Consider the following 20505-nt stretch of genomic DNA (forward strand, 5'->3'; position numbering starts at 1 on the left):
CGGGGGGGGGGGGGCGGGGGGGGGGGGGGGGGGGGGGCGGGTGGGGTGGGGGGGGGGGGGGGGGGGGGCGCGGCCCCCCCCCCCCCCCGGCGCCCCCCCCGGGCCCGGGCCGTGAGCAAGACTGACGGCATGACAGACACAGCACTGGTACTCGGTGCCGGCGGAGTCACCGGCAGCGCCTGGGAGACCGGCATACTGCACGGGCTCGCGGAGGCGGGCACGGACCTGACCACCGCAGACCTGATCATCGGGAGTTCGGCGGGCGCGGTGGTCGGCGCGCAGCTTGCCTCCGGGGCGCTCGGCCTTCCGGAACTGTACGCACTCCAGCTCGACGATCCGCAGGGCATGACCGGTGGACGCCTCGGCGTGCCGACCCTGCTGCGATACGCGGGGGCGATGCTGTCCGCACGCACCCCCGAGGCGTACGGCCGGAAGCTGGCAGCGCTCGCCCGGCAGGCCCGGATCGGCATCACGGCGGAGGAACGGCGGGCCGCGATCACCGACCGGCTTCCGTCGTCCGACTGGCCCGAGCGCCCCCTGCTCATCACCGCGGTCGACGCGGTCACCGGCGAACTCCACGCCTTCGACAGGGACGGCGGGGCATCCCTCGTGGACGCCGTCACCGCGAGCTGCGCCGTTCCGGCCGTCTGGCCCGTCGCCACCGCCGCCGGCCGGGACTGGATCGACGGCGGGGTGCACTCCCCGGCCAACGCTCAGCTCGCCGAGGGGTACGGACGCGTCGTCGTCATCGCCCCGACGGCGAGCGGCAACAAGATCATCGCCTCTCCCCGAGCGCAGGCGGACCGGCTCGCCGCGCGGGGTGCCCGCGTCGAGGTCATCACCCCCGACGCGGCGGCGAAGCGGGCGTTCGGCCGCAACCCGCTCGACCCGAGCCGCAGGGCCGCGGCGGCCCGTGCCGGACTGGCCCAGGCGGCGGCACACGTCGATGCCGTCGCCGCGGTCGTGAGCGACTGATCCGGCACCCCACAATGGGGGAGTGAACGAGCCGATACCTGTCATCCGGGACGTGGACCAGGGCACCGCGAGACTCCTCCCCGACGTGGACCGGGCCAGGGCCTGGCTGCTCACCGTCGACGGCGCGCCCCAGTCGTACGTCGATCTCGACGCACCGGACCACCTCGAATTCGAGTACGCGCGGCGGCTCGCCCATGTCGTGGACTGCGCCGCGGCACCGGGCGCGCCGCTCGACGTGCTCCACCTCGGCGGCGGCGCGCTCACCCTGCCCCGCTACGTCGCCGCGACCCGGCCGGGCTCCCGTCAGGATGTCGCCGAGGCCGACCTCGGGCTGCTCGCGCTGGTCGCCGAGCACCTCCCCGTCGCCGACGGCGCAGGCATCACCGTGCACGGCACCGACGCCCGCGACCGGCTGGAACGGACCCCGCCCGGCTCCGTCGACGTCCTGATCGCGGACGTCTTCGGCGGTTCCCGGGTGCCCGCCCACCTCACCTCCGTCGAGTACGCGCGGGCCGCACGCCGGGCGCTGCGCGACGGCGGCACCTACGCCGCCAACCTCGCGGACGGTGCCCCCTTCGCCTTCCTCCGCTCCCAACTGGCCACCTTCGGAGCCGTCTTCGAGGAACTCGCGCTGATCGCCGAGCCGTCGGTGCTGCGCGGCCGCCGTTTCGGCAACGCCGTGCTCGTGGCCTCCCGGAACCCCGTCGACACCGCGTCCCTGGCCCGTCGCTGCGCCGCCGACGCCTTCCCCGCCCGGGTCGAGCACGGTCCGGCGCTCGACAGGTTCACCGGGGCCGCCCGGCCGGTCGGGGACGGTGAGGCGGTGGCCTCACCCGAGCCGCCCGAGGGAGCCTTCCGGATCGGCTGAGAGCCTCATCGGGCCGGAGGTCACCCGGCAGGCTCCGAGATCCGCCCGACCTTCGCGTCGGCGGTCACGGCCTCGGGGGCGGTGGCACGGGTCAGCCGGCGCACCTCGGGCACGAACAGCACGGCGCCGGTCACCACCACGATCAGCGCGGCACAGCCCCACAGCGCACGGTCCCGTCCGACCAGGGACTCCACCGGTCCGGCGAGCGCGGTGGCGACCGGCATCATCGCCACCGACCCGAACCAGTCGTAGGCCGAGACCCGGGACAGCTTCTCCTCCGGGATCTCCTGATGCATGGCCGTCATCCAGGCGACCCCGAACACCTCGATTGCGACACCGCTGACGAACATCACCGCGCAGAGGCCGGTCACCGGCAGCGGCACCGCGAGCCCCGCGGCGGGCAGCGCCAACGGGAAGACGCACAGGGTTCCGGCCAGCAGCATCCGCCGCGGCTTCCAGCGGGTCATCAGGAGCGCCCCGCTCAGTGTCCCGGCCCCGAAGGCGGCGAGCGCGAAGCCCCACGGCCGGGCACCGCCGAGTTCGTCCTGGGCGACCAGCGGTCCGTACACCGATTCGGTGGCCCCCACGGCGGCGACCACCACGGAGAACTGCGCGACGATGCTCCACAGCCACGGCCGGCCGATGAACTCGCGCCAGCCGTCCCGCAGATCGGACAGCAGGCCACCACCCGGTTCCCGTGCGGGGATGTGGCCGACGTCCAGGAAGGCGCGCAGCGCCCCCGCCACCGCGAAGGCGGCCGCGTCGACGGCAAGCACCCAGCCCGGGTCCATCGCCGCGATCATGGCGCCACCGAGTGCGGCGCCACCGATCGTCGCCCCCTGCGTGGCCATCCGGAAGAGCGCGAAGGCACGGCTCGCCCGCTCCCGGTCGACACTCGACATCAGCATGCCCTCGGCCGCGGGATTGAAGAACGCCTGACCGGTGCCGCAGAGCGCGGTGAGCAGCATCATCTGCCAGAGCTTCGGTTCGCCGGCCAGGACCAGCCAGGCGAAGAGGGCCTGTGACCCGCAGTTGAGGGCGTTCGCGGCGACCATCACCCGGTGGCGCGGCAGTCGGTCGGCGACCGCGCCGCCGATCAGCAGGAAGAGCACCAGCGGCACGGCCCGGGCGGCGGCCACCAGGCCGACGTCACCGCCGTCGCCGCCCGCCTGCAGAACGGCGAACGCCGCCGCGATCAGGGCGCCGTGGGTACCGAGGCCCGTGATGACCGCGGCGGCGGTCAGCAGACGGTAGTTGTCGCGGCCCGGGTGGCGCGCGGGGAGTCCGGGGGCGGAGGCGGTAGTCACCACGGGACTATCGCCGCCGCGGCCCCGCCGGACCAACCGATTATCCGGGAACGGCGGGTGGCACGTCACCGCCCGGTCGGCGCCCGGCCGACGGCGGACGGGTCAGGAGGACGGGGCGACGTCCACCAGCCGCACGGTGCTCAGGATCTTCTCGATCGTGGCCTCCGGGAGTTCGCCCTTGACTCCGGCGGCCCCGTACAGGACCCAGGACGCGAACTCGCCCTTCTTGTTCTTGAAGCTGAAGGCGATCGCCTTGCCGTCGCTGTCGCACTTCTTCCGCTTCGTGACGTTCGGAGCGGTGGCGGTGACGACCTGGCCGGTGAGCCCCGACTTGGTGGTGTACTGCTTGGCCGGGGTGAACTTGATGGTGCTCTCCGGCATGTGCTGTGCGTACGCGGCCCAGGCCCAGGTACCTGCCTCGCTGTGGGCGTTCTTGGCGGCGTCGGTGGCGCCCTGGGCGCCCCGGGTACCGGCACTGGCCAGGCTGGAGGTCTCCTCGACTCCGTTCTTGTCGGAGTCGTCCACGCACCACCTCTTCTGGAGGTAGGACGGCGCGGAGAAGCCGATCAGGGGGGAACCGTCCCCCTTCTTCTCGTTCTCGAAGAACGAGAAGGTGCCGGGGGTACCCACCTCCCAGTCCCCGGGCACGTCGAACTGCGTGCCGAACTTGGGGTTGGTGACCACCTTCCAGCCCGCGACGAGGGGCTTGGCGTCCTCGGCGTCGCGCGGGTTCGCCTCGGGCGAGGCGGCGGACTCGGACGGCGCGGCGGAGGCCGACGCGTTCTTGTCGTCGGCGACGTCCTTCCCCTTGTCGCCGTCCTTGTTCAGGACGACGACGCCGGTGACCGCGGCTGCCACGACGACCGCGGTCGCCGCGACGATCGCGATGACGGTGGTCTTCTTCTTGTTGCCGTCGCCGGGCTGCGGCCCACCGGGCGGGCCGGGAACCGCGTACTGGGGCACCGTCGGCTGCTGGTACGGGTTCGGCTGCGGGTAGCCGGGCTGCTGGCCCTGCGGCGGGTACCCCGGTTGCTGCCCGGGCTGACCCTGCTGGTGATACCCGGGCTGCTGATAGGGATTCGGCTGCTGGTACCCCGGCTGCTGGTACGGGTTCTGGTTCTGGTCCTGCGGGTTCTGCTCGCCCCCGGGCGGCTGCTGTCCTGGCCACATGGCGAGTAACGATAGAGGGGCGATGTCCGGTCTGCTACGCCCGCCCCCGTGAGCGGACGGTGAAGGCGGCTCCCGGGAACGGCGTACGCGGCGGGTGTCCGGGAACGTCGCACGGGGACTCCGGGATGGCCAAAGAGATTTACTGATGAGTAACATCAGGTCATGAGCGCTGATCAGATGTCCGTCGGCGAGATGCTCGCCGCGACGGTTCCCATGGCCCGCACCCTCCGCCTGGAGTTCCTGGAGACGACCGCCGAGCGTGCGGTCGTCCGGCTGCCGGACCAGGCCGAATACCACAACCACATCGGCGGCCCGCACGCCGGCGCGATGTTCACGCTCGCGGAGTCGGCGAGCGGCGCGATCGTCCTCGCGGCCTTCGGCGACCAGCTGTCCCGTGCCGTGCCGCTGGCGGTGAGGGCGGAGATCGGATACAAGAAGCTCGCCAAGGGCGACGTCACGGCGACGGCGACGCTGGGCCGTCCGGCGGCCGACGTCGTCGCGGAACTGGATCGCGGGGAGCGGCCCGAGTTCCCGGTGGCCATCGAGATCCGGCGTGCGGACGGCGCGGTCACCGGCGAGATGACGGTCGTCTGGACGCTGCGTCCCCAGGGCTGACGCCCGATCGCCCGTGCGGGGCCGTCGCTCCCTCCGTAGAAGGAGGCGGGCGGCGGCCCCGCGTCCGTCCGGGTGCCGTCGGCGGCGGGGCGGGTAGCATTCCCGCCGTGCGCCGAGGAGTTGACCGGCGGGCAACGGGACATCGGCACAGGAGGAAGCGGCGTTGCACATCCAGGAATGGCTGGAGACCGTCCCGGCGATCAGCGTGTACGTCCTGGTGGGCGTCGTCATCGGACTGGAGAGCCTCGGCATTCCGCTCCCGGGTGAGATCGTCCTGGTCAGCGCGGCGCTCCTGGCCGCCGGACACGATGGAGTCAATCCCTGGGTCCTGGGGGCCTGCGCGTCGGCGGGCGCGGTCGTCGGCGACTCGATCGGCTACGCCATCGGCCGCAAGGGCGGGCGTCCCCTGCTCGCCCGGCTGGGCGGGAGATTCCCCAGGCATTTCGGCGAGAGCCAGATCGCCATGGCGGAGCGCTCGTTCCACAAGTGGGGTATGTGGGCGGTGTTCTTCGGCCGTTTCGTCGCCCTGCTCCGGATCTTCGCGGGCCCGTTGGCCGGGGTGCTGCACATGCCGTACTGGCGGTTCCTGATCGCCAACGTGCTCGGCGGGATCGTCTGGGCCGGCGGTACCACGGCCGTCGTCTACTACGTGGGCATCGTCGCCGAGGAGTGGCTCAAGCGGTTCTCCTACCTCGGGCTGGCGGCGGCGGTGCTGGTCGGTGTCACCTCGATGCTGGTTCTGAGGAGCCGGGCCAAGAAGGCCGCGGCCCGCGTCCCGGCCGCCGTGCCGGTGCCCGACGGGGGGACGGTGCCGACCGCGGACTGACCGCGGGGCGGTGCGGGGCGCGGGTCCCCGCGGGCGTCCGTCGGCCGCCGCTCCCCGGGCCCGCGGGAGGAGTCCTTGTGGGCGCGCCGCCGCCGTCGCGTTCCGTCGGCCCGCGCGTTCCCGCGCCGGGCGCTCAGCCCTCGTGCGCCCTGCGGTGTGTCCCGGCCAGCCCCACGTAGGCCGCCGCGTTGAACGCGATGCCCTTGAGTTCCTCCTCGGTAAGTTGCCGCCTGACCTTGGCGGGGACCCCCGCGACCAGCGATCCCGGCGGCACCTGCATGCCCTGGGGGACCAGCGCCTGGGCCGCGATCAGCGAACCGGCCCCGATGCGGGCGCCGTTGAGGACGGTGGCCCCCATGCCGACCAGGACGTCGTCCTCGACGGTGCAGCCGTGGAGGACCGCGTTGTGCCCCACCGTGACGCGCTCGCCGACCGTGACGGGGAATCCGGGGTCGACGTGGACACTGCAGTTGTCCTGGATGTTGCTGTCGGCGCCGATCACGATGGGGCCGCAGTCGGCGCGCAGCACGGCGTGGTACCAGACACTGGAGCCCGCCGCCATCGTGACCTCGCCGATCACGACGGACGTCGGCGCGGTGAAGGCGTCCGCGTCGACCGCCGGCTCCTTGCCGTTGATTCCCGTGATCAACGCCTGCTCTGCCATCGCCCGTTCCTCCGTGTCCAGGTGGGGTGCGCTCGCGGATGCCCGATCGCTTCGGGGAACGGTATGCGACGGGCGGCGGCGCACCGACGAGTGGGGCGAACATCACAGGTGGTCCCGGTGATCGAGCCGCACGCCGCCGACTACCGTGTGCGGGTGCCGAAGAACAGGAACACGTTCTCCTCCCTCGCCGCCTGGCGGCGGCGAGTCCTCTCCCGGGCCGTCCACCGGGGCTGGCGCTGGGTGCGGGAGTCGGGCGCGGTCACCGCGGAACACCCCGGCGGACTGCGGTTCGGCCGGATCGGCGCGGGTACCCGGCTCGCCTTTCCGCAGGGGACCGTCTTCGGCGAACCGTGGATCGAACTCGGCGCGCACTGCGTGATCGGCGAACAGGTCACGCTGACGGCAGGACTCATGCCCGACCTGGATCTCGGACCCGAACCGATTCTGACCCTCGGGGACGGAGTCGTGCTCGGCCGCGGCAGCCACGTCGTCGCCGACACCAGGGTGACCATAGGGGCGGACACCTACTGCGGGCCCTATGTGTACATCACGTCCACCAACCACAGCTACGACGATCCGCACGAGCCGATCGGACGGCAGTGGCCCCGGATGGAACCGGTCGCCATAGGGCCCGGCTGCTGGATCGGTACCGGTTCGGTGATCCTTCCGGGAGCCACCCTCGGGCGCAACGTGGTCGTGGCCGCGGGCGCGGTGGTGCGGGGCGTGGTGCCCGACCACGCGGTGGTGGCCGGCGCCCCGGCCCGTGTCGTACGCGGTTGGGATCCGGACAAGGGCTGGCAGCCCCCGCTGCGCACCCCCGCACCGGTGCCGATTCCCCCGGGTGTCACCCCCGCGCAACTGCTCGCGCTGGCAGAGACGGGGGAGACTCCCGGCCCGTTCGGCGACTGAGGACGAACGGCCCCTCCACCATCGGTCGCCGGCGGCACCCGCACGTACGGCGCGCCCGCCGCCAAAGCCGCGTTCGACGCGCGCCCGACGGGGGTTTCCGGGGCGCTGTTAGCGTGGTGCGCATGCGTGCACCCATCGGTTCCTTCGACCACGCCGAACCGGCGGCCCACCGCCTCGACCTGCTGCCGCCGCCTGTCGCCGAGGCGGTGCGCGCGGGCTGGGGAGGCTTCCCCGCCGAACAGATCGTCCACGTCGACACGGACCCGGCCATCGCCGACACGGCGGTCTTCGTCGAGCACCACGGCACGGACCTGCTCGGCCGGTCGGCCAACTGCGTCGTGGTGGTGGGCAGACGCGGCGGTGACGTCACCTCGGCGGCCTGCCTGGTGCTCTCCCGTTCCCGCGTCGACGTGAACGGCACGGTCCGCAAACATCTGGGGGCCCGCAAGGCGTCCTTCGCCCCGATGGACCTCGCGGTCGGCGGGACCGGCATGGAGTACGGCGGCATCACGCCGATCGGCCTCCCGGCCGGATGGCCGCTGCTGATCGACCCCGCCGTCGTCGAGGAGGAATGGGTGCTCATCGGCAGCGGCAGGCGCAGGGGCAAGCTGATCGTTCCCGGCAAGGCGCTGGCGGCGCTGCCGGGGGCGGTCGTCGTCGCGGGCGTGGGCCTCGGCGACTGACGGGACCGCGCCGTCCCCTACGGCCCGGGGAGCGATGGAGAGGCGGGCTCGCCTCCGACTCCCGCGTTGTCGTCGGCCGCGAGGACTCCCCGCTCGCCCCTCGGGCTCGAAGCCGCATGACGCCGCCCCGCCCCTCTCCTGCTCCCCGGCTCGTTGCCTCAGCCGAGCGGGTGCGGACGGTCGGTCCGGACCGCGCCGGTCCGGTACGACGGCAGCCTGCGGGCGGCGAAGTCGACGGCCTCGGCCAGTTCGAGGAGACGGCTCGCCGACGAACCGACCGGACCGGTCCGCACGAGCGTGCCGCCGCCCGAGCGGGCGAAGTCCGCACCCAGGACGGCGAAGTCGCTGTCGTCCAGCGCGACGTCCTCGTACTCCCACCACCGCCGCCGTCCCCCGGCCCGCACCACGCAGCGATAGGCGCGGCGCGGCGGTGACGGCACCCGGTACTCACCCAGGTGGAACGCGGTGCAGGTGTCGAATCCGGTGCCCAGCATCAGCACCCCGGCCCGCAGCTCGTAGAGACGGGCCAACGGCGAGTCCTCGCCGAGATGACAGTCCGGGCGGTGACCGGCCACCACCTGCTGGGCCAGCGGTCCGAGCGCCGTGAACGACGTCTGCGGGTGGTCGCTGCGCAGCGCGCCCCCGGTGAGGCGCACGGTCTCCGAGAGCAGCCCCATCGACGGTGCCGCCGAAGTCGCCGGGTCGAAGGGCGGCATGCTCGCCCGCAGGGCCTCCCGAGCCCGGTCGGTCAGACCGCGCACCCGGTCGAGGTAGTGCGCGGAGGTGTCGGAGTTCTCCGGGGTGAACGACGGGACCACGAGTGTGCCGTGGTGGCCGAGCGCGTCCCGCAGGGCGCCCACCACCACCCGCACCCCACCGCTCACCGGCCCCACCGCACGCATCGAGGCATGTACCAGCAGGACACCGCCCCGCTCCACGCCCAGCGCGGACAGCTGCCTCGCGAGCCCCGTCCGGCCGTGGCGGACGGTCGACGCAGTCGTAGTCGTCACGGCCGGTCATTCTCCCAGCCGAGCATCGAGCGCGACACCACGCACACCCGGACGGGGGGTGAGGCCCCGGCGACGGGAGACGGCCCAACGAGCCGGGGAGCAGAAGAGGGCGGGCTCGCGACGCCCTGCGACTCCGGCTCCCGCGTCGTCGTCGGTCGCGAGGTTCCCCACGTTCCCGGCCTCGCACGAACGGAGGGGGCCCCGTGCGCTCTCACTCCCTCCTCTGCCCCGGACCCGAAGCCGCAGGACGCCGCTCGCTCGCTACTCCACCCCTCTCCTGCTCCCCAGCTCGAAACCGGCGGCCCGGTCGCCGCGTTCCTCACGTACCAGCTCGGCGATCTCGATCGCGGGGCACCGGTCCATCACCATGTCCAGCCCCGCCGCGCGCGTGCGCTCGTACGCCTCGGTGTCCACCACCCCGAGCTGGAACCAGACGGCCTTCGCGCCCACCGCCACCGCCTCGTCCGCCACACCGCCCGCGAGATCGCTGTTGACGAAGACATCCACCACATCGACGGGGAAGGGTATGTCCGCCAGCGAGGCGTAGCCCCGCTCGCCGTGGACGGGCTCGGCCCTCGGGTGGACCGGGACCACCCGCTTGCCGAAGCGCCGCAGCACCTCGGCGACGCCGTGGGCGGCGCGCGACCGGTTGTCCGACAGGCCCACCACGGCCCAGGTGTCGCCGGAGTCCAGAAGAATCCTGCGCATGGTCTTCGCTTCCGCGTACATGATCCGGACAACGCCCCGCGGCTGCGGACCGTTCCCGGCCTGGGCATAGGCTGGCCGGATGCAGGAGCAGTACCGGACCGTCGCCCGAGCGGGCGTGCACGAGACCGAGATCAACCGGTCCCGTTTCCTCTGCGCGCTCGCCCCCGCCGCCACCGAACAGGAGGCACAGGACTTCGTCGCACGCGTCCGCGCCGAACACCCCGCCGCCACCCACAACTGCTTCGCCTATGTGATCGGCGCCGACGCCTCCGTGCAGAGGGCCAGTGACGACGGCGAGCCGGGCGGCACCGCGGGCGTCCCCATGCTGCAGATGCTGACCCGGCGGGAGATGCGCTACGTCGTGGCCGTCGTCACCCGCTACTACGGCGGGGTGAAACTCGGCGCCGGGGGCCTGATCCGTGCGTACGGGGGAGTGGTCGGCGAGGCCCTCGACGCGCTCGGCACCCTCGTCCGGCAGCGGTTCCGTCTCGCCACCATCACCGTCGGCCACCAACGCGCCGGCAGGCTGGAGAACGATCTGCGCGCGACCGGACGCACGGTGCGCGAGGTCCGTTACGGGGATGCCGTCGTCATCGAGATCGGGCTGCCGGACGCCGACGTCGAGTCGTTCCGCGGCTGGCTCGCCGACGCGACGGCGGGCGAGGCCCTGCTGGAACTCGGCGGCGAGGCGTACGGGGACGCCTGACCGGGGCACCGCGCCTCCGGCGCCGGGATTCCCGCCGCCGCCCGGCCGCGCACCGGCGGGGGGAACGGCCCCCGGCGGGAACGCCGGTCGGTCTTCCCGGCCGAAGGCCCCGGCGACGACCGGCGCGGATGGGAGACTGTGAACGGTGGGGACGACGTGCTCACCGGTACCGACGAGGTCGGTGCGGACGACGGGAACCGATCCGGCCCGGTGCCATCACGACACGCGGCGGAACGGTGCACGGGGGCGGAGGAAGACGATGACGCAGGGTGGAGCCGGCTCGTGAGAATTCTGCACACATCGGACTGGCATCTGGGAAGGTCCTTCCATCGCGTATCCCTGCTCGACGCCCAGGCCGCCTACCTCGACCACCTGGTCGCCACGGTGCGCGAACACGAGGTGGACGCGGTCGTCGTGGCAGGGGACGTGTACGACAGAGCCGTCCCGCCGCTGTCCGCCGTCGAGCTGTTCGACGCCGCCCTGCACCGGCTCGCCGCCGTCGGCGTGCCCACCGTGATGATCTCCGGGAACCACGACTCGGCACGCCGGCTGGGCGTCGGAGCCGGACTGATCCAGCGGGCCGGAATCCATCTGCGCACCGACCCCGCCCGATGCGCCGACCCCGTCGTTCTCGGCGACGTCCACGGCGACGTGGCGTTCTACGGGCTGCCCTACCTGGAACCGGCCCTGGTGAGGGACGTCCTCGGGGCGGACCGCACCGGGCACGAAGCGGTACTGGCCGCCGCCATGGACCGGGTGCGCGCCGACCTCGCGAACCGTAGGCCCGGTACCAGGTCCGTGGTGCTCGCGCACGCCTTCGTCGCGGGCGGTGAGCCCAGCGACAGCGAACGCGACATCACCGTCGGCGGGGTGGACGCGGTGCCCGCGGGGGTCTTCGACGGCGTCGACTACGTGGCACTCGGACACCTGCACGGCTGCCAGAGCCTCACCGAGCGGGTCCGCTACTCGGGCTCACCGCTCGCGTACTCCTTCTCCGAGGCCGGCCACCGCAAGACGATGTGGCTGATCGACCTCGGCGTCTCGGGCGCCGTCGCCGCCGAGCGCGTCGACTGCCCGGTGCCCCGCCCGCTCGCCAGGCTCCGCGGCCGGCTCGACGGTCTCCTGGAAGACCCCGCGCTGGAGCGCCATCGCGGTTCCTGGATCGAGGCCACGCTCACCGACCCGGTGCGCCCGGCCGAGCCGATGGCCCGCCTCGCCGAACGGTTCCCGCACACGCTCAGCCTCGTCTTCGAGCCCGACCGGGCCCCCGACGACCCGCTCGCCTCGTACGCGCAACGCCTCAAGGGACGTGACGACCAGCAGATCGCGGAGGACTTCGTGGCACATGTGCGGGGCGGGGCGGGAGCGGACGAACAGGAGCGAACGGTGCTGCGGGGGGCCTTCGACGACGTGCGGGTCGACGACGTGGTGCGCGAGGTGAACCGGTGAGACTCCACCGACTCACGGTCACCGCCTTCGGGCCGTTCGGCGGCACCCAGGACATCGACTTCGACGCGCTCTCCTCGGCCGGGCTCTTCCTGCTGCACGGGCCGACCGGCGCCGGAAAGACCTCGGTCCTCGACGCCGTCTGCTACGCCCTGTACGGCTCGGTGCCCGGCGCCCGCCAGAGCCCCGGCGGTTCGCTGCGCAGCGACCACGCCCCGGTGGACGTCCCCACCGAGGTCACGCTGGAACTGACCGTCGGCGGCCGGCGCCTCGAAGTCACCCGGTGCCCGGCACAGCCCCGCCCCAAGAAGAAGGGCGACGGCTTCACGACGGAGAAGGCCCGGAGCCGACTGCGCGCGTACGACCCCGAGCACGGGTGGCGTGCGCTGAGCCGCTCGCACCAGGAGATCGGCGAGGAGATCACCCAGCTCATCGGCATGAGCCGGGAGCAGTTCTGCCAGGTGGTGCTCCTGCCGCAGGGCGACTTCGCCCGCTTCCTGCGTGCCGACGCCGAGGCACGCGGCAAGTTGCTCGGCAGGCTCTTCGACACCCGCCGCTTCGCGGCCGTCGAGGAACGGCTCGCCGAGCTGCGCCGCGGAGCCGAGGCCCGGGTCGGGGCCGGGGACGAACGCGTTCTCGCCCTCGCCCAGCGGATCGCGCAGGCCGCCGGGCCGGCCGCGCGCGAGTCGCCGCCGCCCGACCTCAGGCCCGGCGAACCCGGGCTCGCCGAGGGCGTACTGGAGTGGGCCGCGGTGGCGCGCGCCGGGGCCCGGGAACGACTGGACATCGCCGCCTCCGTACTGTCCCTGTGCGAGGGGCGGCAGGCCGCCGCCCGGTCGGCGCTCGACGCCGAACGCGAACGCGCCGCGCTCCAGCGGCGGCACGCGGAGACACAGCGCCGCGCCGCCGCCCTCGAAGCGGGTCGCCCCGGCCACGACCGGCACCTCGAACGGCTCGCGCGCGCCCGCAAGGCGGATCTGGTCGCCCCCGCGCTGGAGCTGTGCGAGGAGGCCGAACGCGCCCACCGCGCGTCGCTGGAGGCGCGTGACCGCGCCCGTGTGTCGCTGCCCCGTGCCCTCGCCGACGCCGGAGCCGACCAACTCGCCGAACGGGAGCGGGGGCTCCGGCAGGAGCTCGGCGGCCTCGACGCCGCGAAACGCGCCGAGCGCCGCAGTACGGAGATCGACGTCGAACGGGCCGGGCTGGAGCGCCAGGCCGGGGCGGACGACGACCTCATCCACGAGACGAAGGGCTGGCTGACCGGCTGGGAGAGGGCCCGGAACGGCCTGCGGGAGACCATCGAGAGGGCCCAGGAGGCCGCGACCCTGGCCGAACAGCTCGCGGGACGGCTGGAGCCCGCCCGGGCGCGCCTGGACGCGGCCCGGCGTCGTGACGCGCTGGCCCTTCGGGTGTCGGCCGCCGAGGGGCGCCTGACCATCGCTCGCGAGCGGGCCCTCGGCGCGCACGAGGAGTGGCTGGGGCTTCGCGAACGACGACTGCGCGACATCGCGGCGGAACTGGCCGCGGAACTGGTGGAGGGCGAGCACTGCAAGGTGTGCGGTTCGACCGACCACCCCGCACCGGCACGCCCGGCCGACGGCCACGTCGACCGGGCCACCGAGGAGCGGGCCCTCGACGCCCACCGACGGGCCGAGGAAGCGCGCACGGCGGCCGACCGGGAACTCGGGATTCTGCGCGAGCAGCATCTGGCGGCGCGGGCCGCCGCACGGTCGGCCGTGCCGCGGCCGAGGGGTGGCGTCGATGCCGCCGAGACCGCCGGGGCCGGACGGGTGTCGCGGAACGCCGTCGCCGAGTGGGCCGCGTCCGGGGCCGCGGGTCCGGCGGACACGGAGGACGGTGCCGCCCCGCCCCGCCCCGATTCCGGTGATCCCGCCACCGACCCCACCGTCGCCGAACTCGGCTCCCTGGTGGATGAGCTGACGCGTCGGCACGCCGAGGCGCATCGCACCGCCGCCGGGACCCACGCCGCTCGTGAGGCACTCGCGGCCGCCGAACGGGAGCAGGCCGAGCGGTCGGAGGAGCTGCGGCAGGCCGAGCGCCGGGTCGCGGCCCGGACATCCCTGCGGGAGGGGCTGGACCGGGAGCAGTCCGCGCTGGAAGCCCTTCTGGTGGCCGCGCGCGGCGCGTGCGCGAGCGTCGCCGAACACGCCGGACTGCTGGAACGGAGGGCCGGACTGCTCGCCGCCGCGGCGGGGGCGGTACGTGAGGAGGAAGCTGCGGCGCAGCGCCGCAAGGAGGCCGACGGCCGGCTCGCGGACGCGGCGTTCCGGGCCGGGTTCGACACCCCGCGGGCCGCGGCCGGTTGCCTGCTGACCGAGGCCGAACAGCGCGGGCTGCAGCATCTGATCGATGTCTGGCAGTCCGAATCGGCCGCCGTCGCCGATCGGCTCGCCGAGCCCGCGGCCCGTGAGGCCGCCGATGCGCCCCCGGCCGACGTGGACGCCGTGCGGGCCGTGCACGACGCCACCGAGCGGCAGTCGCGGGACGCCACGGCGGCGCTGGTCGCCGCGCGGGAACGTTGCGCCGAGCTGAGACGGCTGTCGCGCGCGGCCACGGACGAGGTGCGCGGACTCGGTCCGTTGCGCGAGGAGTACGACCGGGTGGCCCGGCTGGCCGGGCTCACCGCCGGTACCTCCGCGGACAACGAACGCAAGATGCGGCTGGAGTCCTATGTGCTGGCCGCGCGGCTCGAACAGGTGGCCGCCGCGGCCACCGCGCGGCTGGAACGCATGTCCTGCGGCCGGTACACGCTGGTCCACTCCGATGCCCGCAGCGGGGCCCGCAGGGCGGGTCTCGGCCTGCACGTCGTCGACGCCTGGACCGGCCGTGAGCGCGACACGGCGACACTCTCCGGAGGCGAGACGTTCTTCGCCTCGCTCGCCCTCGCCCTCGGTCTCGCCGACGTCGTCACGGACGAGGCGGGCGGTGTGCGGCTGGACACCCTCTTCATCGACGAGGGTTTCGGCAGTCTGGACGAACAGACGCTCGACGAGGTGCTCGATGTTCTCGACTCGCTGCGCGAACGTGATCGCAGCGTCGGCATCGTCAGCCACGTGGCAGACCTGCGCCGCCGCATTCCCGCACAGCTGGAGGTGGTGAAGGAGCGCGACGGGTCGGCGGTGAGACACCGCGCGACGGGTGCGCTCGGCGGCTGACGGCTGACGGCTGACGGCTGACGGTGGGCGGTGGGCGCGGTCCGGCGACCCCGCCGATCCGGCGGCACGCGGGACCCCTCCGCCGCTGCCGTTCGGGCAACGGGGGAGGGGCCGCGGACGGTCAGAGCCCGGACAGCTCTTCCACGAGGTCGTCGAGTCCGAGCGGACCCTGCGAGAGCGCCGCCATGTGCCAGGCCTTGGCGTCGAACGCGTCCCCGTGCGCCTTGCGGGCGTTCTCCCGGCCGAGCAGCCACGCGCGTTCGCCCAGCTTGTAGCCGATGGCCTGCCCCGGCATCGAGAGGTAGCGGGTCAGCTCGCTCTCCACGAAGTCGGCCGGACGGCCGCTGTGGTTGCCGAAGAACTCCTGGGCCAGTTCGGGAGTCCACCGCTCGCCGGGGTGGAACGGGGAGTCCGCCGGAATCTCCAGCTCCGCGTGCATGCCGATGTCGACGATCACCCGGCAGGCCCGCATCATCTGCGCGTCCAGGTAACCGAGTCGGCGCTCGGCGTCGGGCAGGAACCCCAGTTCGTCCATGAGCCGCTCCGCGTACAGGGCCCAGCCCTCGCAGTTGGCGCTCACCTGGCCGATCGACGCCTGGTAGCGGGACAGGCTGTCCGCGACGTGGGTCCACTGGGCGATCTGGAGGTGGTGTCCGGGCACGCCCTCGTGGTACCAGGTGGAGACCAGGTCGTAGACGGGGAAACGGGTTTCGCCCATGGTGGGCAGCCAGGTGCGGCCGGGGCGCGAGAAGTCCTCGGACGGGCCCGTGTAGTACGGAGCGGCGGCGCCTCCGGGCGGAGCGATGTGCGACTCCACCTTCCGTACGCGGTCGGCGAGTTCGAAGTGCGTGCCGTCGAGCGCCTCGATGGCCTCGTCCATCAGGTCCTGCAGCCAGTCCCGGACCTCGTCGACGCCCTCGATGTGCTTGCCGTGCACGTCGAGATGGGCCAGAGCCTCCCACGGGCCGGCGCCCGGCAGGATCTTCTCCGCCTCGGTCTTCATCTCGGCGAGCAGCCGATGGTATTCGGACCAGCCGTAGGCGTACGCCTCGTCGAGGTTCAGGTCGGTGCCGTTGAAGTAGCGCGACCAGCGCGCGTACCGTTCACGGCCCACGATGTCCGGCGCCCCCTCGACGGCCGGGGCGTACACGTCGCGCATCCAGTCGCGCAGTGCCGCCACCGACTCCGTCGCACGCCCGGCGGCGTCGTCCAGATCGGCGCGCAGGGACGCGGGGCCCGGGGCCGCGAACTCCTGGAAGAAAGCAGTACCGCTGTCGCCGGCCCACTCGTCGAGCTGGCCGATGAACGTCTCCGTGGCCCGCGGCCCGCCGTACAGCTTGCGCTCCAGACCGAGCGCGAGCGATTCGCGGTAGCCCTCCAGCGCGGCGGGCACCGCCCGCAGCCGGTCCACGACCGCGGCCCAGTCCTCGTCCGTCTCGGTCGGCGTCAGCGTGAACACCTCACGGATGCTGTGCGCCGGGGAGTGGATGTTGGAGACCGTGCGCAGACTCTCGTCGGCCTCGTGCACCGCGAGTTCCGCCATGAGGCGCTCCCGGAGCAGCCGGCCGCAGCGGCGCTCCGCGTCGCTGTCCGCGCCGGGAAGCTGTTCGGCGGCGTCCAGTTCCGCCAGGGTGGTGCGGGCGAGCTCGGCGAGTGTCTCCTGCCCGGCCGGGGAGAAATCGGGAAGGCGGCGCGAGCTCTCCGCGACCCCGAGATGGGTGCCGGAGATCGGGTCGAGTTCGATGAATGCGTCGACGTAGGCGTCGGCGACCTGGCGGGGCAGTGCGCTGCCGGCAATATCTGACATGCGGACATCCTCGTACGCCGGGGGCCTCCGCGTCATCATCATTCGGCGTTTGGGACCTGTCCCGGCCGGTCCGCGGCCGGTGGCAGCAGGGGACCGCACTCCCACTGCTGGAAGATCAGCCGGGTCTCGACCCTTGCCACTTCGCGCCGCGAGGTGAACTCGTCCAGAACCAGCCGCTGCAGATCCGCGGTGTCGGCCACCGCGACATGGACCAGGTAGTCGTCGGGCCCGGTGAGGTGGAAGAGCGCGCGGGACTCGGCGAGCGCCCTGATCCGCTCGACGAACGGACCGATCAGCTCCCGGCGGTGCGGACGGACCTGCACGGACAACAGCGCCTCCAGCCCGCGGCCGATCCGTGCCGGGTCCAGACGCAGCCGGTGGCCGAGGATCACGCCGCTGCGACGCAGTCTGGCGACCCGGTCCAGGCAGGTCGACGGTGCGACACCGACCTCAGCGGCCAGTTCGCGGTAGGTGGTCCGGGCATCGTTCTGCAGCAGCCGCAGAATATGCAGATCCACCGGATCGAGAACGACCGAATCAGGCATGTGCCGAACGTAGCACGGCGATTTCGGTGACGATTCCGATGTCTGTTCAGAGTGATGTCATGAACAGCGAATCCTCCGCGACGCCCCCGACGACCTCCCGGCCCCGGGCGCTGGCCACCGAAGCCGTGCACGCGGGCCGCGACGACCTCGCCGCTCTCGGCCTGCACGCTCCGCCGATCGACCTGTCCACCACCTACCCCTCCTACGACTCCAGGGGCGAGGCTGAGCGGATCGACACGTTCGCGGCGACCGGTGCCCGGCTCGACGGGCCACCGGTCTACGCACGCCTGGACAATCCGACGACGGCCCGGTTCGAGACCGCTCTCGCCCGGCTCGAAGGAACCGGGAGCGCCGTGTCGTTCGCCAGCGGAATGGCGGCGCTCACCGCCGTGCTGCTGGTCCGGGCGAGCATGGGGCTGCGTCACGTGGTCGCCGTCCGCCCGCTGTACGGCTGCAGCGACCACCTGCTCGGCGCGGGACTGCTGGGAACGGAGGTCACCTGGACGGACCCTGCGGGGATCGCCGACGCGATCCGGCCGGAGACCGGTCTGGTGATGGTGGAGACACCGGCCAACCCGACGCTCGCCGAGGTCGACATCCGGGCGATCGCGCACTCCTGCGGTTCCGTGCCGCTGCTCGTCGACAACACCTTCGCCACGCCCGTGCTCCAGCGGCCCGTCGAGCACGGCGCGCGGATCGTGCTGCACAGTGCCACGAAGTACCTCGGTGGACACGGCGACGTGATGGGCGGGATCGTCGCCTGCGACGAGGAGTTCGCGGCCCGTCTGCGACAGGTGCGCTTCGCCACCGGCGGCGTACTGCACCCGATGGCCGGATACCTGCTGCTGCGTGGTCTGGGGACACTCCCGGTACGGGTGCGCGCGGCCTCCGCGAGCGCCGCGGAACTGTCCCGCCGACTGGCGGCCGACCCGCGCGTCGCCCGGGTGCACTACCCGAGGATCGGCGGGGCGATGGTCTCGTTCGAGGTGTACGGGGACCCGCACCGGGTGATCTCGGCCGTGCGGCTCATCACACCCGCCGTCAGCCTCGGCAGCGTCGACACCCTGATCCAGCACCCGGCCTCGATCAGCCACCGCATCGTGGACGAGGGGGACCGGCAGGCGTCCGGAGTGGGCGAGCGGCTGTTGCGCATGTCGGTCGGCCTGGAGGACGTCGAGGATCTGTGGGCCGATCTGTCCCAGGCGCTGGACTCCGGCGCGACGGAGGCCGCGCCGCGCGGCGACCGCGGTCGCGCGGACGCGGGCCCGCTCGACCCCGGTCACCGCGCCGATCGGGACGTCAGCGGCCGGTCCGTCCGTACGGCAGTGGCGAAGGAGCCGGAGCCGCGTCCAGCCGGGCGGTGACCACCAGGGTGCCCTCCTCGATCTGGTAATCCAGGGGCAGGCGCAGCGCGCGCATGGCCGCCACCATGCCGGTGTTGGACGCCTGGGTGACCGCGTAGACGTTCGCGCAGCCGGCCTCGCCGGCGAGAGCCACCAGGCGGGCCAGCAGCTCGGAACCGACCCCGCGCCGCTGCCACTCGTCCTCGACGAGCAGGGCGACCTCGGTCTCGTCCCCGTCCCAGAGGAGGTGGCCGAGGGCGACCAGCCGGCCGGAGGCCGTCTGCGCGGCCAGTGTGCGGCCGAAACGAGGGCTCAGCAGGTGGTCCAGGTAGCGGTCGGCATCGTGCACCGGGCCGTGGTAGCGCAGGCGCAGCGTCCGCTCGGAGCAGCGTCCGTGCATCGCGCGGGCGGCGGCGAGGTCGTCCCGGTCCGCGCGGCGCACGGTGATCGCGTTGCCCTCGGGCAGCGTGAGTACGTGTGTGCCGCGCGGCACGCGGGGCCCGAGCCGGGCGTCGAGTTCCACCAGGGCACGCGCCCGGGCGAATTCGGTCGGTGTGAACGGGAGATGCGGCCGTTCGACGGTGATGACGCCCCCCGACGGGTCGCGCAACCGCATCACGTTCTCTCCCAGCACGCCCTCCGCCGGGACGGTCTCATCACTCGCCCGGCCGCCGACCGGGGCCGCGGGCAGCGAACGGATGGTGCAGCGGCCCAGCAACTTGCGCAGGGCAAGGGGGAGTTCGGCCGGGTCCAGTGCGGTGCGCGCGGCGAGGGCGAGTACCCGGGTCGGGGCGTCCACCAGGTCGTGGGCGTCGGCCCGTTCGATCCAGACGGAGCTGCCCCCGGCCGCGGAGACCGCCCGGCTCAGTTGCCGGGCCGGGAGCGGAGCGGGTGCGCGGAGCAGGAACTCGTCGACCGTGCCCCGGGCCAGCGGATGCGTCTGCAGGGTGAGGATGTCGACCCGGTGCCGGGCGAGCGCGCCGCACAACGCCGCCAGACTGCCGGGGGTGTCCCGCACGGTGGTGCGCATCCGCCACAGCGCCGTGCCCTCGGCACGTTCGGGGGCGTCCGGCGACGGGACGTGGGCCGAGGCGGCGGGCGCGCGGGTGAGGGCGTCCGCGTCGGACCCGACGCGGTGGGGGCCGTCCGCGTCGTCGTCCTCCCCGGGAAGGCCGGAACCGGTCGGGGGCGGGGCGTGGCTGTGCCGCCGCGCCCACCATGTGTGAAAGCCGACCGTCACCGCCAGGGCCACGGCCGAGGCGATCAGGAGGTACGGTCCGTCCGGCTGGTGTCCGATCAGGTTCGCGATGGCGTCGGCCACCGCGACCGCGGTGAACAGCGCGGCCAGTTCGATCACGTCCCGCCGCCAGCGGTGGGAGCGGTGGGGAGACCCGGCGGATGTCACATCAGTCATGGCTTCACTGTGACCGAGCGGTGTTGCCTGACCGCGAACGGCCTGTGACCGATGGGTTAAGTGAGGATCTGGTTGCCTATCATCCGTTTTGGCGTGATTCAGTCTTGTGCGAGGTGGGCTCGTGGCATAGGGGCGGCTGTTCCGGGGGCGGGCCGGAGCTCCGCCGGCCCGGGCCCGCCGCTCCTCCCGCGCGCCGTCCGCCGCCCGTCGCCGTACCGGCGGCGGACGGCCTTCGCCGGAGCACACGGAGCACCGGGAGTACACGGAGCGCTCGGTGTACTCGGTGTATGCGCGGCCCGCTGCCCCGTGCGGGGTGAGCCCGTCGGCTCACCC

At 73.4% G+C, this 20505-nt stretch carries 18 protein-coding genes; 10 read left to right on the top strand and 8 right to left on the bottom strand.

What is annotated here, in order from left to right; genetic code table 11:
- Nucleotides 1-129 precede the first annotated feature (129 nt).
- Both ACF1CT_RS24565 and ACF1CT_RS24570 read left to right on the top strand, forming a co-directional pair.
- Nucleotides 130-975, top strand: a complete 846-nt coding sequence (locus tag ACF1CT_RS24565; protein ID WP_391786089.1) for a patatin-like phospholipase family protein — start codon at nucleotides 130-132, stop codon at nucleotides 973-975.
- A gap of 22 nt (nucleotides 976-997) precedes the next feature.
- Entirely contained in the window at nucleotides 998-1843 is an 846-nt protein-coding gene (locus ACF1CT_RS24570) for a spermidine synthase (protein WP_391786090.1), read from the top strand.
- Nucleotides 1844-1863: 20 nt separating this feature from the next.
- Here ACF1CT_RS24570 and ACF1CT_RS24575 read toward each other — a convergent pair whose 3' ends face one another.
- Both ACF1CT_RS24575 and ACF1CT_RS24580 read right to left on the bottom strand, forming a co-directional pair.
- Nucleotides 1864-3150, bottom strand: a complete 1287-nt coding sequence (locus ACF1CT_RS24575; protein ID WP_391786091.1) for an MFS transporter — start codon at nucleotides 3148-3150, stop codon at nucleotides 1864-1866.
- A gap of 102 nt (nucleotides 3151-3252) precedes the next feature.
- The gene (locus tag ACF1CT_RS24580; RefSeq protein ID WP_391786092.1) at nucleotides 3253-4320 is read right to left on the bottom strand and encodes a hypothetical protein; all 1068 of its coding nucleotides are present in this window, start codon (nucleotides 4318-4320) and stop codon (nucleotides 3253-3255) included.
- 177 nt (nucleotides 4321-4497) lie between these two features.
- Here ACF1CT_RS24580 and ACF1CT_RS24585 point away from each other — a divergent pair, with 177 nt between their 5' ends.
- Together ACF1CT_RS24585 and ACF1CT_RS24590 are read left to right on the top strand one after the other, a co-directional pair.
- Entirely contained in the window at nucleotides 4498-4935 is a 438-nt protein-coding gene (locus ACF1CT_RS24585; protein ID WP_391786250.1) for a DUF4442 domain-containing protein, read from the top strand.
- Between the two features lie 163 nt (nucleotides 4936-5098).
- Nucleotides 5099-5761, top strand: a complete 663-nt coding sequence (locus ACF1CT_RS24590; protein ID WP_391786093.1) for a DedA family protein — start codon at nucleotides 5099-5101, stop codon at nucleotides 5759-5761.
- Between the two features lie 133 nt (nucleotides 5762-5894).
- Here the strand turns inward: ACF1CT_RS24590 and ACF1CT_RS24595 are convergent, their stop codons facing one another.
- A complete protein-coding gene (locus ACF1CT_RS24595; protein ID WP_391786094.1) occupies nucleotides 5895-6425 on the bottom strand; it encodes a gamma carbonic anhydrase family protein in 531 nt (176 codons plus the stop codon).
- A 153-nt stretch (nucleotides 6426-6578) separates the two neighbouring features.
- Between ACF1CT_RS24595 and ACF1CT_RS24600 the strand changes: the two genes are divergently transcribed.
- Together ACF1CT_RS24600 and ACF1CT_RS24605 are read left to right on the top strand one after the other, a co-directional pair.
- On the top strand, nucleotides 6579-7334 hold the full coding sequence (locus ACF1CT_RS24600) for an acyltransferase (RefSeq protein ID WP_391786251.1): 756 nt from the start codon (nucleotides 6579-6581) through the stop codon (nucleotides 7332-7334).
- A gap of 122 nt (nucleotides 7335-7456) precedes the next feature.
- Nucleotides 7457-8017 carry a YbaK/EbsC family protein gene (locus ACF1CT_RS24605; protein ID WP_391786095.1) on the top strand — a complete coding sequence of 187 codons (561 nt, stop codon included), beginning with the start codon at nucleotides 7457-7459 and terminating at the stop codon, nucleotides 8015-8017.
- 158 nt (nucleotides 8018-8175) lie between these two features.
- On the opposite strand, the gene ACF1CT_RS24610 is transcribed toward ACF1CT_RS24605, so the two are convergent.
- Complete coding sequence (locus ACF1CT_RS24610; protein ID WP_391786096.1) at nucleotides 8176-9027, bottom strand: aminoglycoside N(3)-acetyltransferase; 852 nt, start codon at nucleotides 9025-9027, stop codon at nucleotides 8176-8178.
- Nucleotides 9028-9288: 261 nt separating this feature from the next.
- Nucleotides 9289-9756 carry a CoA-binding protein gene (locus tag ACF1CT_RS24615; RefSeq protein ID WP_391786097.1) on the bottom strand — a complete coding sequence of 156 codons (468 nt, stop codon included), beginning with the start codon at nucleotides 9754-9756 and terminating at the stop codon, nucleotides 9289-9291.
- 58 nt (nucleotides 9757-9814) lie between these two features.
- Between ACF1CT_RS24615 and ACF1CT_RS24620 the strand changes: the two genes are divergently transcribed.
- The 3 genes from ACF1CT_RS24620 to ACF1CT_RS24630 all read left to right on the top strand — a co-directional run bounded on the left by ACF1CT_RS24620 (nucleotide 9815) and on the right by ACF1CT_RS24630 (nucleotide 15063).
- Nucleotides 9815-10441 carry a YigZ family protein gene (locus ACF1CT_RS24620; RefSeq protein ID WP_391786098.1) on the top strand — a complete coding sequence of 209 codons (627 nt, stop codon included), beginning with the start codon at nucleotides 9815-9817 and terminating at the stop codon, nucleotides 10439-10441.
- 282 nt (nucleotides 10442-10723) lie between these two features.
- A complete protein-coding gene (locus tag ACF1CT_RS24625) occupies nucleotides 10724-11890 on the top strand; it encodes an exonuclease SbcCD subunit D (protein ID WP_391786099.1) in 1167 nt (388 codons plus the stop codon).
- A complete protein-coding gene (locus ACF1CT_RS24630; RefSeq protein ID WP_391786100.1) occupies nucleotides 11887-15063 on the top strand; it encodes an AAA family ATPase in 3177 nt (1058 codons plus the stop codon). The genes ACF1CT_RS24625 and ACF1CT_RS24630 overlap by 4 nt, the downstream gene beginning before the upstream one ends.
- Before the next feature lie 121 nt (nucleotides 15064-15184).
- On the opposite strand, the gene ACF1CT_RS24635 is transcribed toward ACF1CT_RS24630, so the two are convergent.
- Both ACF1CT_RS24635 and ACF1CT_RS24640 read right to left on the bottom strand, forming a co-directional pair.
- Entirely contained in the window at nucleotides 15185-16870 is a 1686-nt protein-coding gene (locus tag ACF1CT_RS24635; protein ID WP_391786101.1) for a DUF885 domain-containing protein, read from the bottom strand.
- Between the two features lie 38 nt (nucleotides 16871-16908).
- Nucleotides 16909-17415, bottom strand: coding sequence for an Lrp/AsnC family transcriptional regulator (locus ACF1CT_RS24640; protein ID WP_391786102.1), 507 nt, complete (start codon nucleotides 17413-17415; stop codon nucleotides 16909-16911).
- A gap of 59 nt (nucleotides 17416-17474) precedes the next feature.
- Between ACF1CT_RS24640 and ACF1CT_RS24645 the strand changes: the two genes are divergently transcribed.
- Nucleotides 17475-18779 (top strand): trans-sulfuration enzyme family protein, encoded by a 1305-nt coding sequence (locus tag ACF1CT_RS24645; RefSeq protein WP_391786103.1) that lies wholly within the window; start codon nucleotides 17475-17477, stop codon nucleotides 18777-18779.
- Here ACF1CT_RS24645 and ACF1CT_RS24650 read toward each other — a convergent pair.
- A complete protein-coding gene (locus tag ACF1CT_RS24650) occupies nucleotides 18715-20172 on the bottom strand; it encodes a GNAT family N-acetyltransferase (protein ID WP_391786104.1) in 1458 nt (485 codons plus the stop codon). The two genes, ACF1CT_RS24645 and ACF1CT_RS24650, sit on opposite strands and share 65 nt — an antisense overlap.
- Nucleotides 20173-20505 lie beyond the last annotated feature (333 nt).

The organism is Streptomyces sp. NPDC014734 (genome assembly GCF_043083325.1).
GTDB lineage: Bacteria > Actinomycetota > Actinomycetes > Streptomycetales > Streptomycetaceae > Streptomyces.